This window comes from Pseudonocardia yuanmonensis, assembly GCF_039542425.1.
Taxonomy (GTDB): domain Bacteria; phylum Actinomycetota; class Actinomycetes; order Mycobacteriales; family Pseudonocardiaceae; genus Pseudonocardia; species Pseudonocardia yuanmonensis.
Genome location: NZ_BAABIC010000015.1, coordinates 175,480 through 189,331, shown reverse-complemented (window position 1 = coordinate 189,331; position 13,852 = coordinate 175,480). Strand labels below are relative to the sequence as shown.

The 13,852-nt window shown below is 76.4% G+C and carries 15 protein-coding genes; 9 read left to right on the top strand and 6 right to left on the bottom strand.

The window, feature by feature from the left end; all coding sequences use genetic code 11:
- Nucleotides 1-216 precede the first annotated feature (216 nt).
- From ABD990_RS22180 to ABD990_RS22165, 4 genes are all read left to right on the top strand, one after another.
- Nucleotides 217-1,014 (top strand): adenylyltransferase/cytidyltransferase family protein, encoded by a 798-nt coding sequence (locus ABD990_RS22180; RefSeq protein ID WP_345382642.1) that lies wholly within the window; start codon nucleotides 217-219, stop codon nucleotides 1,012-1,014.
- Nucleotides 1,015-1,187: 173 nt separating this feature from the next.
- Nucleotides 1,188-2,099, top strand: a complete 912-nt coding sequence (locus ABD990_RS22175; RefSeq protein WP_345382650.1) for a permease — start codon at nucleotides 1,188-1,190, stop codon at nucleotides 2,097-2,099.
- A complete protein-coding gene (locus ABD990_RS22170) occupies nucleotides 2,096-2,905 on the top strand; it encodes a TIGR03943 family putative permease subunit (protein ID WP_345382641.1) in 810 nt (269 codons plus the stop codon). The genes ABD990_RS22175 and ABD990_RS22170 overlap by 4 nt, the downstream gene beginning before the upstream one ends.
- A 59-nt stretch (nucleotides 2,906-2,964) precedes the next feature.
- Nucleotides 2,965-3,795: a DUF1707 SHOCT-like domain-containing protein gene (locus ABD990_RS22165; protein WP_345382640.1), complete on the top strand. Its 831-nt coding sequence runs from the start codon at nucleotides 2,965-2,967 to the stop codon at nucleotides 3,793-3,795.
- Between the two features lie 15 nt (nucleotides 3,796-3,810).
- Here the strand turns inward: ABD990_RS22165 and ABD990_RS22160 are convergent, their stop codons facing one another.
- Complete coding sequence (locus ABD990_RS22160; RefSeq protein ID WP_345382639.1) at nucleotides 3,811-3,981, bottom strand: hypothetical protein; 171 nt, start codon at nucleotides 3,979-3,981, stop codon at nucleotides 3,811-3,813.
- A 109-nt stretch (nucleotides 3,982-4,090) separates the two neighbouring features.
- On the opposite strand from ABD990_RS22160, the gene ABD990_RS22155 reads away from it, so the two are divergent.
- On the top strand, nucleotides 4,091-4,282 hold the full coding sequence (locus tag ABD990_RS22155) for a hypothetical protein (RefSeq protein WP_345382638.1): 192 nt from the start codon (nucleotides 4,091-4,093) through the stop codon (nucleotides 4,280-4,282).
- A gap of 12 nt (nucleotides 4,283-4,294) precedes the next feature.
- Here the strand turns inward: ABD990_RS22155 and ABD990_RS22150 are convergent, their stop codons facing one another.
- Genes ABD990_RS22150 through ABD990_RS22135 form a run of 4 tightly spaced genes read right to left on the bottom strand, consistent with a single transcriptional unit; the run spans nucleotide 4,295 to nucleotide 11,533 of the window.
- Complete coding sequence (locus ABD990_RS22150) at nucleotides 4,295-5,683, bottom strand: M1 family aminopeptidase (protein WP_345382637.1); 1,389 nt, start codon at nucleotides 5,681-5,683, stop codon at nucleotides 4,295-4,297.
- Nucleotides 5,680-6,894, bottom strand: a complete 1,215-nt coding sequence (locus tag ABD990_RS22145; protein WP_345382636.1) for a heparan-alpha-glucosaminide N-acetyltransferase domain-containing protein — start codon at nucleotides 6,892-6,894, stop codon at nucleotides 5,680-5,682. Before ABD990_RS22145 ends, ABD990_RS22150 begins: the two co-directional genes overlap by 4 nt.
- Nucleotides 6,891-7,538: a BPL-N domain-containing protein gene (locus ABD990_RS22140; protein ID WP_345382635.1), complete on the bottom strand. Its 648-nt coding sequence runs from the start codon at nucleotides 7,536-7,538 to the stop codon at nucleotides 6,891-6,893. The genes ABD990_RS22145 and ABD990_RS22140 overlap by 4 nt, the downstream gene beginning before the upstream one ends.
- Nucleotides 7,538-11,533, bottom strand: coding sequence for a Pls/PosA family non-ribosomal peptide synthetase (locus ABD990_RS22135; protein WP_345382634.1), 3,996 nt, complete (start codon nucleotides 11,531-11,533; stop codon nucleotides 7,538-7,540). The genes ABD990_RS22140 and ABD990_RS22135 overlap by 1 nt, the downstream gene beginning before the upstream one ends.
- Nucleotides 11,534-11,766: 233 nt before the next feature.
- Between ABD990_RS22135 and ABD990_RS22130 the strand changes: the two genes are divergently transcribed.
- Entirely contained in the window at nucleotides 11,767-12,144 is a 378-nt protein-coding gene (locus ABD990_RS22130; protein ID WP_345382633.1) for an ArsR/SmtB family transcription factor, read from the top strand.
- Nucleotides 12,131-12,595 (top strand): SRPBCC domain-containing protein, encoded by a 465-nt coding sequence (locus tag ABD990_RS22125; protein WP_345382632.1) that lies wholly within the window; start codon nucleotides 12,131-12,133, stop codon nucleotides 12,593-12,595. Before ABD990_RS22130 ends, ABD990_RS22125 begins: the two co-directional genes overlap by 14 nt.
- Here the strand turns inward: ABD990_RS22125 and ABD990_RS22120 are convergent.
- Complete coding sequence (locus ABD990_RS22120) at nucleotides 12,580-12,846, bottom strand: hypothetical protein (protein WP_345382631.1); 267 nt, start codon at nucleotides 12,844-12,846, stop codon at nucleotides 12,580-12,582. The two genes, ABD990_RS22125 and ABD990_RS22120, sit on opposite strands and share 16 nt — an antisense overlap.
- A 278-nt stretch (nucleotides 12,847-13,124) precedes the next feature.
- Between ABD990_RS22120 and ABD990_RS22115 the strand changes: the two genes are divergently transcribed.
- Nucleotides 13,125-13,601: a Rossmann-fold NAD(P)-binding domain-containing protein gene (locus ABD990_RS22115; RefSeq protein WP_345382630.1), complete on the top strand. Its 477-nt coding sequence runs from the start codon at nucleotides 13,125-13,127 to the stop codon at nucleotides 13,599-13,601.
- Nucleotides 13,580-13,852 carry a Rossmann-fold NAD(P)-binding domain-containing protein gene (locus tag ABD990_RS22110; protein WP_345382629.1) on the top strand — a complete coding sequence of 91 codons (273 nt, stop codon included), beginning with the start codon at nucleotides 13,580-13,582 and terminating at the stop codon, nucleotides 13,850-13,852. Before ABD990_RS22115 ends, ABD990_RS22110 begins: the two co-directional genes overlap by 22 nt.

Below are 13,852 nucleotides of genomic sequence, written 5' to 3'. Positions count from 1 at the left end.
CGCCGCCGAGGCCCAGGGCACCACCGCGCAGATGAAGGGCCTCGCCGAGCAGTGCCTGTCCGAGTACGACCTCGACGGCTGGACCGTCCCCGACCTGATCGGCAACGACGACGTCTCCTTCCTGAGGAACCGCGGCTGACCCGACCCGACCGACGGCGGCCGCCCGGCCCACGTGCCCGGGTCGGGCGGTCGCCGTCGCCGACCCAGGAGGCCGCCATGACGGTCACGCTCGAACGTCCCCCCACCGCCGGAACCGGCAGGACCGGCACCGTCCGCGGGTACTGGCGCGGCCTCGGCGAGATCCCCTGGTGGTGGGGCCGGTCCGTGGTCACCCTCGGCGTGTTCGACGGGCTGCACCGCGGGCACGCCCGGCTGCTCGACCGGGCGGTCGGCCTGGGCCGCCGCCGCGGCCTCCCGGTCGTCCTCGCCACCTTCGACCCGCACCCGGCGACCGTGGCCGGGCCCGCCCGCGACACCACGCCCGTCGCCACCCTCGACCGGCGCGCCGAGCTCGCCCGTGCGCACGGCGCCGCCGCCGTCCTCGTGCTGCCCTTCGACGGGGACCTCGCGCGCACTCCTGCCGTGGACTTCGCGCGGGACGTGCTGGTCCACGCGCTGCGGGCCACGGACGTCGTCGTCGGGGAGGACTTCCGCTTCGGCCACCGGGGCGCCGGCGACGTCCGGCTGCTCCGCCGCCTCGGCGCCCGGCACGGCTTCACCGCCCACGGCGTCCCGCTGCTGCCCGGCTGCTCCTCCACCCGTGTCCGCTCGCTGGTCGCCGCGGGCGATCTCCTCGGTGCCCGGAACGTCCTCGGCCGTCCGCACCGGGTGCCCGCGCTGCCCGGCGCGGACCGGCTGACCGCTCCCGCGGACGTCGCGCTGCCGCCCGACGGCCGCTACCGGGCCCGCGTCGGTACCACCGCGACCGTGGTCGAGGTGCGGGGGCGGACGCTGCTGGTCGCCGGCCACGCCTCGGGGCCGGTCGCCGTCGACCTCCTCGAGCGGATCACGTGATGTGAACCCCGTTCCGTAACGGACCCCGCCCCGGCCCGACAAGCAGAGGGCCCACGGAAGGGGAACGCGTGACGGAGACCCGGACCGACGGCGGGCGGCCCGCCGGGCACCACGACCGGGTGCGGCAGCCGCCGCCCCTGCCGGTGGTGCCGATCGTCCTGTTCGGCGTGACGGTGGCGGCGCTCGTCGGGCGGTACGCCTTCGAGCTGCTCGTCGGCACGAACGAGGCCGTGCAGACCTGGTCGACGGTGTTCGTGGCGATCGTGCTGCAGGCGGTGCCGTTCCTGGTGCTCGGTGTGCTGCTCTCGGCGGCGATCTCGGCGTTCGTGCCGGAGGGCGCGCTCGCCCGCGTGCTGCCGCGCCGTCCGGCCGCGGCCGTGCCGGTCGCCGGCGTCGCGGGCGGTGTGCTGCCCGGGTGCGAGTGCGCGTCCGTGCCGGTGGCCGGGCGGATGGTGGCCGGTGGGGTGCCCGCGCCGGCGGCGCTGGCCTTCCTGCTGTCCGCGCCCGCGATCAACCCGGTCGTGCTGGTCGCGACCGCGGTCGCCTTCCCGCAGAACCCCGAGATGGTGGCGGCGCGTGCCGTCGGCTCGCTCGCGGTGGCACTGGTGATGGGGTGGCTGTGGTCGGTGCTGGGCCGGCCGGGGTGGCTGCGCCCGCCGCGGCCCGCGCACGCCCAGGGCGGCACCCGCGGCGAGCGGTTCCGCACCACCCTGCAGCACGACTTCCTGCACGCCGGTGGCTTCCTCGCCGTCGGTGCGCTGGCCGCCGCGACGCTCAACGTCGTCGTCGACCCGGCGTGGACCGCCGGGATCGGTGGGGTGCCAGTCGTGTCGGTGCTGGTGCTGGCCCTGCTCGCCGTGGTGCTGTGCGTGTGCTCGGAGGCCGACGCGTTCGTGGTCGCGGGCCTGTCCGGGTTCTCCCTGACGGCCAAGCTCGCGTTCCTCGTCGTCGGGCCGGCGGTCGACCTCAAGCTGGTGGCGATGCAGGCGGGCACCTTCGGCCGCCGGTTCGCCCAGCGCTTCGCGCCCGCGACCTTCGTGGTGGCGGTCGCGGTGAGCGCCGTCGTCGGCGGGATCCTGCTGTGAACCGGCTCGTCGCCCCGATCCTGCTCTTCGTGCTCGGCGCGGTCGCCGTGCAGCTCGTCGTCTTCGGCAACTACGTCGACTACGTCCGCCCCGGGCACGGGCCGCTGCTCGCGATCGCCGGTGCGCTGCTGATGGCCGCCGGGCTGTGGGGGGTCGTCGCCGGTCTGCGGGCCGCGTCCGGTGCGTCGGCGGAGGAGCCCGCGAGCGCGGCGCGGCTGGCTCGCGCGCGGGCGCACACCCGCGGGCCGCTCGCGGCCGACCGCGCCACGCTCGAGCGGCTGCGGGCCGAGGAGCAGGCCGAGGGGCACGACCACTCGCGGCTCCCGGGCGTCGGCTGGCTGCTGGTGCTGCCCGTGTTCCTCGTCCTGCTCGTCCCGCCGCCCGCGCTCGGCGCCTTCGCCGCGGGCCGGGCGGGGGCCGAGGTGCCGCGCCCGGCGGCGGTGGCCACCGACCGCCTCGCCGGGCCCGATCCCGTGCCCGTCGAGCTGCACGACTACGCCGAGCGCGCGGCGTGGGACGAGGGCCGGACGCTGGCCGGCCACAGCGTCGTGCTGACCGGATTCGTCACGCCGCGCGAGGGGGGCGGCTGGTACCTGAGCCGCATGGTGATCAGCTGCTGCGCCGCCGACGCCCGCAGCTACCTCGTCGAGGTCGCCGGCGCCGCGGCCGCCGAGGTGCCCACCCGGAACTCCTGGCAGCAGGTCACGGGCACCTACACGCCGGGCGACGGCCCGCACGCCGCCCGGATCACGGCACAGCAGGTCCGGTCCGTCACCGCGCCGCAGGACCCGTACGAGCTGCCCTGACCAGCGGTGATCGGCGGGGTCGAGCGGGCGGGCTGTGATCCGGGTCCTACGATCCGGCCGTGTCCTCCCTCCGCACCCGGGCCCGCGACGGCGACCGGAACGCGCTGTGCAACGCCCTCGACGCCGCCTACGCGGAGGGGCAGATGGACGGGGCCGAGCACCGCGAGCGCACCGCCACCGCGCTGCGGGCCACCACGCTGGGTGAGCTGAAGGCGCTGGTGGCGGACCTGCAGCTGGAACGCCCGATCGCGCTGCTGCCCCCGGACCGGCCACAGCGTCCGAAGGGGGCACGGTGGGCCGGCGTGCTGGTCGCGCTGGCCCTGCTCGGGATCGGGTTCGGCGTCGGGCACGCGGCCGGGCGCTCGAGCGCGCCGTCGGCCGCCGCGTCCGCCGCGCCCGTCGGGGCCGGCGGGGCGGGCGGCGGGGTCGCCCCGGTCGTCGTCACGCCGGCCGGGCTGCACACCCCCGAAGGCTTCGGCCGCCTCGTCGACGACCTGCGCGCACGGCTCGGGGCCACGACCGTCGCCGACGCGACGATCTACCCGGAGTACGCCGTGCTGACCGTCCCGGTCGACGGGTCGCCCGGTCGCGCGCAGTCCTACACGTACCGCGGTGGCCTGGACGGCCCGGGCCCGGCGGGCACCCGGGACGCCGACCTGCCGCTCGTCGACCTCGCGACGATCGACGCGCGGACCGCGCTCGGCCTCGTGGCGGGGGCGCCGCAGAGCCTGAAGGTGGCCGACCCGACGAGCCGCTACATGATCGTCGACGACGAGGGCGACGGGCCCCGGATCGCGGTCTACGCGTCCAACGACTTCGGCGAGACCGGCTACCTCGAGGCGCGCCCGGACGGGTCGATCGTCGCCGTGCACCCGCACGAGGCGGACTGAGCCCCCTCGCCGCGGCTACTCCCCGCCGAACTCCGTGGCCTCGCGTTCGGCGTCCGTGCGCTCGTCGCGGCCGTCGTCGGTCGGGCGCGCGGTGCCCTGCTCGACGTCGCGGGTCGGCGCCTCGACGGGCTCGGCCGCGGGCCGGGCCGCCTCGTCGCCGGTCGGGTCGGGATCGGTGCTCGGCACGGCTCCTCCGTGGGTCGTCGGGGTGGACACCGGCGGCGTGCCCCGGCCCGCGCGGGGTGAAACGCCCGGGACCGGGTACGCCCGGGCTCCCGGAACCGAGGAGGCCGACATGCCGGAGCGACCCGACGAACGCATCGCCGGTGGCGGGCTGGAGGGCACCGTGTCGGAGCAGGAGGGCGTGCCCGCGCTCGCCGAGGACGAGATCCGCAGCGAGCGCGGCGACGAGCACTCGGCGGCGCCCGGCCAGGAGGAGCCGAGCGGGCCGTTGCCGGAGGAACCGGACCCGGCCGGCTCCGACTGACCTCGGATCCCCTCAGTCCGCCGGGAGGGCGCCCGCGTTCCGGAGGGCCTCGAGCGCCTCGGGGACGTCGTGGAAGGCGGCGGCCACGTCGGCGGGCCCGGTGACGCGGTGGGCGCCGTCGCGCAGGTAGGCGCGGACGGCGGCGTCGAAGCGGTCGGCGCCCGCGCGGCGGCGGGCGTCGAGCAGGGCCGCGGCGCCCTGGTCGTACACGCCCCGGACGTACCGGCTGAAGTCCCCCGTGCGGGCCCAGTACCCCATGGGCTCACCGGTGCGCCCGCGCAGCCCGCGCGGGACCCGGTCGAGCCGGTAGCGGTCCTCCTGCCCGGTGGCCAGCGCCTGCGCCCACGTCGCGAAGGACTCGTCGAGCCAGGGGTCGCGGGCCTGGTCGTTCCCCACCAGCGAGTAGAACCACTGGTGGGCGAGCTCGTGGGCGACCAGGCCCGGGATCTCGGCGCGGCGGTCGTCGGCGAACTGCAGCGCCATCGGGAACTCGACGCCGTCGGTCTGCGAGGGCACGATCGTCGCGGTCAGGTCGGGGTAGGGGTAGGCGCCGAGCACCGCGCCGTGCCGCTCCAGGGCGAGGTCCAGCTCGTCGATCCACTCCTCGCCGGTGGCGCGGCTGCCCGCGCGCGGGGTCGCCACGTGCACGCGCACTCCGCGGACCTCCCGCGTGGTGACGTCGTAGGCGCCCACGGACACGGCGGCGTCGCGCACGGCCTCGGCGGTGAACCGGTGCGTCACGCGTCCCGGAGCCGGGGTCGCGGTGCCGGCCGCGGTCCCGGTCGCCACGACCTCCTGGCCCTCCGCGGCCGTGACGGCGAGCGTGAGCGCGGCGTCCTCGCTGGTCGCGGTCTCGCCGTAGAGGTCGACCGCGGCGTCGCGGACCCAGCCCTCCCCGCGGACCCAGGCCAGCAGCGGGAAGGCGGTGCCGAACCAGGCCGTGCCGGCCGCCGGCGAGTACCCGACGCGCTCGCCCGAGTCCCTCCCGAGCGTCAGCCGGAAGGCGAGGTCCGCGGTGACCGGGGTGCCCGCCGGCACGCAGGCCGGGAGCGGCAGGGTGACCAGGGTCGGGTCGGGCGCGACCTGCGGTGTGAGCGCGGTTCCGCCGACGCGGGCCCCGGTGATCTCCAGGGCGCTCCCCGCGCGGGCGGCGGTGGGTTTGTTCGGCCAGGTCCGGAAGACGAGCTCGCAGACCTGCCGGTCGGGGGTGAACCGGACGGTCTCGGTGCCGGTCGCGGAGGCGAGGTCGGGCGCCATGTCGAAGGCGACGTCGACGACCGGCCGGTCCGCCGGCGGAGCGGGCCAGTCCTCGGCGGTGTCGGGGACCGCGGCGGTACACCCGGCGAGCAGCGTCACGAGCAGCGCGCCGAGCCCCACGGCCCGGATCCTCGCCGCGATCACGCGACGGCACGTCCCGCGGCCCGCGCCGCCACCCGGACGAGGGACTCGAGCGGGCCGCGGCCGACGGCCCGTCGCCAGGCGAGCGCACCGAGGGCCACCACCACGACCTGCACGAGATAGCCCTCCAGGGCGTCGAACGTGTCGAGCGGCGAGTTCAGGAACACCAGGTGCAGCGTGTACACGGTCAGCGTGAGCGCCCCGATCGCGGCGAGCGGCCGCAGCACCGCCTGCACCAGCGGGTTCGCCAGGCGGCCGACGAGGAGCATCACCCCGAGCACCGCCAGCGCCGAGCCGATGGTCTGGGCGAGGTCGAGCGGGGTCCCCGAGTGCGGGGCGTCCGTGCCCAGCCACCACCACGTCGTCGTCGGGGTGGTGCCCTCCGGGGACACGGCGACGAAGTCCGGGACGGTCGGCGCGGACGCGAGCAGCTCGGGCGGGGTGACGGCGGCGATCGCGGCGTGGCCGCCGAGCGGGCCCATCACCCACCGGGCGACGAGCGTGGCCACCGCCGCGAGCGCCGCCCCGGCCGCGGCCAGCCACACCGCCACGCGGGTGTCGGCGAGCCGCAGCCGGCCGACCGCGATCCCGACGGCGAGGTAGGCGAGCCACGGCAGCGCCGGGTAGTACCCGGTGAGGGCCAGCTCGGAGAGCAGCCCGAGCGGGTCGGTGACCAGCTGCGCCACCGTCGGGTTCTCCAGCGACGGGGCCGGGAGGCCCGGCCGGACCCACTGGCTCAGCACCGGCATCCCGGCGGCGAGCAGCGCCGCGACCGCGACCAGCGCCCGGGTCGGGAGGAACACCAGCGGGATCGCGAGCAGGAACATGAGCGCGTAGTACGGCAGGATGTTCGCCGCGATCTCCGCGGAGCCCCAGCCCAGGGCGAGCCCGATCGCCCCGACGACGGCGGCGCGGGCGGCCAGCGACGTGGCCGCGGACCTGCCCTCGGCGCCCCATCGGACTCGCCGCCGCCCGGTGGTGAAGGCGATGCCGACCCCGGCGAGCACGGCGAACACCGCCGCCGAGCGCCCCGCGGTGACCAGGTACGTCGCGGTCGGCGCGCCGTCGGGGGCGGTGTCGTAGAGCGAGTGGACGGCCATCATGCCGAGCACGGCGACGCCGCGGGCGGCGTCCATGCCGAGCAGCCGCGACGAGCTCGCCTCGGGGGCCGACGGTGGCGGATCCGTCCTCGGGAGCGGAGCGGTGGCGGTCATGCGAGCACCTCGTCGATCAGGTCGTGCCCGAGGTCGGTGGGCAGCGGGTCGGGGACGGGCAGGCCGGCGTCGGTGAACCAGTCCGGCACCGCCTCCGGGTGCGGACCGGCGACGGCGACCCGGCCCGTGCCGAACGGGCAGGCCACGGCGGCGACGCCGCCCTCCGGGTAGCGGGCGAGGACCTCGACGCCGGCGTCCGCGCCGGGGTCGAGGAGGAACAGCGGGCCGTCCTGGAAGAAGACGGGGCGCCGGCGGCCACGCCAGGAGACCGGCAGCACGAGGTCGCCGGTGTCGTCCGTCGCGGCGCCGGGTGAGCCGGCGTAGCGGTCGGTGTCGCCGGGCAGCAGGGCGAACCCTGGGGTCGCGCCCGCGAGGTAGCCGCCGAGGCAGAAGCCGAGGTAACGGCCCCCACCGGCGACGTAGTCCCGGACCACGGAGCGGCGGCCGCGCAGGTGGCGCCAGGCGGCGGCCAGCGTGCCGCCGCCGGGCTGGGCGTAGACGTCGGCCGAGGCGAGCACCTCTGGGGTGAGCTGGCGCCGACCCACGAACCGGACCTGCAGGCCATGCCGTTCCAGCAGCGCGCCCACGGCCTCGGCGCACCCGGCCGGGCGGGAGGCCCGGCCGCGGTAGACCAGGGCCCGCATCAGGCGGCCAGGTCCCGGGCCGGCGCCGGACGGAGTGTCGGGACGGGCTCCGTGATGGGGTCAGCGGCGGGCTCCTCGGCCACGCCCTGGGCGGGGATGCCGCGCCAGCGGGTGTGCGCGGGCAGCGACTCGCCCTTCATGACCAGCGACAGCGGCTCGAGCGCGGTCCCCTCCCCGACCGCGGCGTCGTACAGCACGACGGTCCGGTCCCCGACGGTGGCGCCCGCGCCGATCCGCACCGTGGACATCTTCATCACCCGGTCCTCGAAGAGATGGGTCTGCAGCGAGGCGTCCCGGCCGATCGCGGCGTCGTCACCGATGTCGACCAGGTCGAACTCGGTCAGGTAGGTGGTGGCGAGGTAGGTGCGACGACCGATCCGGGCACCGAGCAGGCGCAGCGCCGGCGGCAGCAGCGGGGTCCCCCGGAAGAGCTGCAGCATCGCCGGGACCGCGGCGGCCTCGTACAACCCCGTGACGAACTCCGACCGGCGCACGAACCGGCTCCACAACGGTTCGACCCGCGGCCGGTAGGTGCCGACGGCAAGCCACTTCACCGCCGCGACGGCGCCGGTGACCAGCACCCCGAAGAGCGCTGCCAGCAGCGGCGCGATCAGCAGCGCGGCCCACAGCGACGCACCCGTGGCGGCGATCGTGGACAAGGTCAGCAGGTAGAGGTAGACGGCCACCGCGATCAACGACGAGGGCAGGCAGATCCGCAGGAACTCGATCCCCAGCCGCTCGGCGACCCGCCGGCGCGACGGCCGGAAGGTCAGCCGTTCGGCGAAGTCGCCGCTGTCCTGCCGGGCGGGCAGGTGCATCGCGGGCGAGCCGAGCCAGGCGCTGTCCGCCGGCACGCCCCCGGGCGGCGGCACGGTCTGCACCCCGACCAGCGAGCCGGGTCCGAGCCGCGATCCCGGCGGCAGCAGTGCGGCGTTCCCGACGAACGCGCGCTCGCCGACCTCCGTGGTCCGGAACGACACCCAGCCGCGGTGGAAGGTCGCCCCGCCCGCACTCGCCATGTCGGCGACGAAGCTCTCCCGGCCCAGGGTGAGCAGGTCGGGATCGACATGCGCGACGGTCGACACCTCCGCGCCGGGACCGACGCGGGCACCCAAGGCCCGCAGCCACGGCACCGTGTAGAGCGTGGCGTAGAGCGAGTTGGTGATCTCCAGGCTCATCTCCAGCAGCTTGTCGGCCACCCACTTGCGCACCCCGAGCGTCGAGCGCGCCGGATGGATCCCGATCGGGGTGGCCGGCAGCACCGCCTGGCGGGTGGCCGCGATCGTCAGGCACACCGTGGCCACGAACACCGGCCCGACACACAGCGCCGCGAGCAGCCCCACGGTCTGCCCGAACTGCAGCAGCGCCCCCCAGACCAGCAGCAGGGTCGGGACCAGCATCAGGATCGGCAGCAGGTCGAGCAGCGCGAGACCGGCGAGCGTGCCGAGCCGCCCGGCCGCGCCCCAGGGCTGGGCCGGCGGCAGCGCGGCGAGCTCGGCCACCGCGTCGTCCGGGCGCCGGTCGGTGAGCCGGACGGCCGGTGAGCCGGACCAGTGCTGCCCCGCCGGCACCGCACCGGCCAGCAGCGCCTGCTCCCCCAGCACCGCGCCGGTGCCGACGACGGCGCCCGGCTGCAGCAGCGCCCCGGCCCCGACGAACGCCCCGGCCTCCACGCGGATCGGCCCGACGACCACCCGGCCGTCCTCCACGACCCACGGGCGCAGGGCCGCGCCGTAGCCGATGCTCGCGTCGTCGCCGATCTCGATCAGGGGCGGCAGCGAGAGCGAGGAGGTCCCGAGGTGCGCCTCCGACCCGACCCGGGCGCCGAGCCGGCGCAGGAAGCCCGGCATCAGCGCCGACCCGCTCAGCACCGGCAGCGGCGTGAAGGACAGCAGCAGGTCCGTCGCCCACAACCGCAGGTGCACCCGGCCCCACAACCGGTACCGGCCCGGCCGGATCCCCCGGCCGAGCAGCCGGATCCCGAGCGGGGCGAGCACCCAGCGGGTGGCGAGGTAGACCGCGGTCGCCGTGAGCGCGATGGCGGACAGCACCCCGAGCGACACCTGGCCGTCCTCGGCGACGTACACCGCGGCGACGGGCGCGGCGAGCAGCATCAGCAGCACGTAGAGCACGCCCGCCTGCACCGTGCCGGCCAGCCCGTAGCGCAGCGCCGAGGCCTTCTCCGGCTCCGGGCGGGGGCCGGAGCCGTCGCTGGCGGCCGCGGCGGGGAGGGTGGCGGCGAGCCCGCGCACCGTCGGGTTCTCGTACAGGTCGCGGACGGCGACCGTCGCCATCCCGCGCTCGCGCATCAGCGAGACGGCGGTGGCGGCGAGCAGCGAGTGCCCGCCGAGCTCGGCGAAGAAGTCGGCGGTGACCGACAGCTGGGCTGGGTCGATGCCGCAGGCCTCGGCCCAGGCGTCGCGGACCCCCTCCTCGGCGGGCGTCGCCGGGGTCACCACCGCGCCCGTCACCGTGACGAGCCGGGGCGAGGTCGGTGCGGGCAGTCGCTTGCGGTCGACCTTGCCGCTGGGCATCGTCGGCAGCTCGGGGAGCACCTCCAGGTACCCCGGGACCATGTAGTCCGGCACCCGTTCCCGCAGCCGCGCATGCAGCCGCTCGCGCAGCCCGCCGTCACCGGGGTCGCCGTCCGTGGTCACGTAGGCCACGAGCTCGTCGTCGACCATCGCGGCCACGGCGCTGCCCACCGCGGGGTCGCCGAGCAGCACGCTGTCGATCTCGCCCAGGTCGACCCGGTGTCCGCGGATCTTGACCTCGTCGTCGGCCCGCCCGAGGTAGACGATCTCGCCGGACCCGTCCCAGCACCCGAGGTCGCCGGTGCGGTAGATCCGCTCGCCGCGGAACTCGACGAAGCGGTCGGCCGTCTTCTCCGGCAGCCCGACGTACCCGCGCGCCACCCCGGGCCCGCCGATGCAGATCTCGCCGGCGGCGTCGCCCGCGACCTCGCGCAGGTCCTCGTCGAGGATGTGGATCGTGTAGGTCGGCAGGGGACGACCGATCGTCACCGGACGCCCGGGAAGCAGCTCGCCCCAGGTCGCGGTCACCGTGGCCTCGGTGGGCCCGTAGGTGTTCAGCATCCGGCGGCCCGGCCGGGCCCAGCGGTCCACCAGGTGGGCGGGGCAGGCCTCGCCGCCGACCATCAGCCCCCGGACGGCCGGGAGGTCCCGCGGGATCGTGGCCAGCAGGGTGGGCACCGCGTAGAGGACGGTCACGCCGGTGCGGTCGAGGAAGTCGGCCAGCTCGGCGCCGAGGCGCCGCTCGTCGTTCGGGCCGACCACCAGGGTCGCGCCCACGGCGAAGGTCGGCCAGATCTCCTCGATCGAGAAGTCGAAGGAGATCGTCATGCCCTGGTATACGCGGTCGCCGGGGCGGACGTCGTACACGCCCGGGACCACCCGCAGGAAGTTCGTGATGCTCGAGTGCGCGACCTCCACGCCCTTCGGCCGCCCGCTGGAGCCGGACGTGTAGATCACGTAGCAGGTCGGGTCGTCGCCGGTGGCGGCGTCGTCGACGGGCGGCGGTCCGGCGGCCGGGCGCAGCTCCACCGTGTCCAGGCAGAGCTCCGGGACCGGCACACCGGGGGCGAGGTCCGACGTCGTGACCAGCAGGTCCAGGCCCGCGTCGCCGGCGATGTAGTCGACCCGGTCTGCCGGCGACGCCGGATCGATCGGCACGAACGCGGCGCCGGCCTTCAGCACCGCCAGCAGCGCGGCGTAGGTGCGCCACGACCGCTCCAGCAGCAGGCCGACGCGGCCACCCGGACCGACACCACGGCCGCGGAGCAGGCGGGCGAGCCCGTCGGCGCGGGCGTCGAGCTCGGCGTAGGTCAGCAGCTCGCCGTGGTCGTCGACGGCCACGGCCCCCGGCGAGCGGCGGGCGGTGGTCTCGACGACGTGGTGCAGGCGCGACCACGGAGGGGCGGGGGGAACGTCGAGGGGAAAGGGCACACGACGGGCCGGGGAGGGGGCCAACGACACGGGGAGCGTTCCTCTTTCTCGGTTCGGCCGTGCGGGGAGCACGAATGCTCGGCCTACCCCCGCCGTCGGGGCCGGTAACACGATCGTGATCCCCGTCCTGGCGGTTTCGTCACACTGTGCGATCGCGTTGGGCTGATCGGGCCACGCCCGCTCCTCCGACTCACCGAGCACGCTCCGTCGCCCGTCGATGTGTGCACTTGCGGTTTACGTACGCCTGCGGTTACATTTCGGTCGTGGACGCCTTCGCCGTGCTGGCCGACCCGCTGCGCCGGCAGGTGGTCGAGCTGCTCGCCGGGGGCCCGGTCACCGCGGGCGAGATCGCGGCCCGGTTCCCCGTCACGCGCCCGGCGGTGAGCCGCCACCTGCGTGTCCTGCGGGAGTCGGGGCTCGTCGAGTCCGCGGTGCGGGGCCAGCACCGCGTCTACACGCTGCGCCGCGCGGGGCTCGCCGAGCTCGACCACTGGCTCGACCGGTTCCGCCCGCTCGCGGAACCGGCACCGGCCGGGCCCGCAACGCGGCTCGACGCCCTCGACACCGAACTGCACCGCGGGCGCCGTGCACGGCACGGCGCGCCCGCCGACCGGACAGGAGAGCACCGTGGCAGTGCCTGAGGCCGACCGCCGCACCCTGACGCTGCACCGCAGCTACCCCGACCCGGTCGACGACGTGTGGGCGGCGTTCACCGACTCCGCCCGGCTGGCCCGCTGGTTCGGCTCGTACACCGGCACCGGCCGCCCCGGCGGCACCGTCGAGCTCACGGTGACCGGCGAGGTCGACGCGGGCGGCGAGGTGGCCGACCCCGTCACGGTCACGATCCACGAGTGCGCCGCGCCGCACCGGCTCGTCGTCGAGGTCCCCGAAGGTCCGGAGGGGCAGGCCTGGCTGATCGAGGTCACCCTGACGGCGGCCGGCGCGAGTACCGACCTGCTCTTCGTCCAGCGGCTGCTCCCGGGGCTCGACGCGGCCGACGTCGAGGCCGGCTGGAACTGGTACCTCGACCGTCTCGAGGCCGCCCTCCACGGCACCCCGAAGCCGGAGTGGAGCGCCTACGCCCCCGGCTGATGCCCGTCGGCCTCGCGGATCGGGCACGCGAGGATCTCGCCGGCGAGCCGCGGCATCAGCGCCTCACGATCGAAGCGGTGCCCGAACTCGGCGTACGCGAGCAGCTCCCGGTGCAGGAGCTCGCCGACGCAACCGGGGTACAGCCGGCGCGCGTGGTGGGCCGCGGCCCGGAAGCGGGACCGGTCGTGCGGCGGGAGTTCCGGCGCGGTCCCGGTCAGCCGGGGTGGCCCGCTGACCAGTCGGATCGTCATGCGGCCAGGGTGCGCGCCCGGGCGGCCCGTGCACAGCGGGGAGAACTACGTACACGCCGTCGCCGTGATCCTGTATCCGGACGCGGGGGCCGGTCCCTGACCGGCCCTGTCATGGTTACCGCGTAGGCAGGGGGCATGACCGAACGCATCGTCGTCACCGCTCCCACCGGTCGGGTCGGCAGCCGGGTCGTGCAGCTGCTGCTGCAGGCGGGCGCGCGCCCGACCCTGCTGGTCCGTGACCCGGATCGGCTCGAGCCGCCGTCCGTGCCGCCGCCGACGTGCGGCAGGGCGACCTCACGGACCCGGGGTTCGTGCGGGGGGCGGCCGCGGGCGCGGCGGCCGCGTTCTGGCTCGACGTCACGCCGCACATCGCGGACGACCCGGTGAAGGAGTCCGCCGCGCTCGGCGAGGTGTTCGCCGAGGCCGCCCGCGAGGTCGGGCGGAACGTCGCCCTGAGCAGCGTCGGCGCCGAGCGGCGGTCCGGCGCCGGGCACATCGACGGGCTCGCGCGGATCGAGGAGCTGCTCGACGCGACCGGCGTCGCGGTCACGCACCTGCGCTGCGGCTACTTCTTCACCAACCTGCTCATGGACGTCGACGGGCTGCGGCAGGGTGTCCTCACCGGTACCCGCGACCCGGAGGACCCGATGCCGTGGGTGGACCCGCGGGACGTCGGGGAGGTCGCCGCGGCGCGGCTGCTCGCCCGGACCGGTCGGACCGGGTCGTCCAGGGCGTGCACGGTCCCGAGGACCTGACGTTCGCGCAGGTCGCGGGCACCCTCACGGAGGCGCTCGGCCGTCCCGTCGCGTACCACCGCCTCGCCGACGACGACGTCCGCGCCGCCCTCCGCGCCGCCGGCCTCGGCGACGCCGCGGTCGAGGGGATCGTCGGCATGACGGCGGGCACCCGCGGTCGCCTGCCCGACCCGCCCCGCTCCGCGCTCACCACCACGCCCACCACCCTGGGTGAGTGGGCCTACCGGGTCCTGCGGCCGCTCGTGGGATGA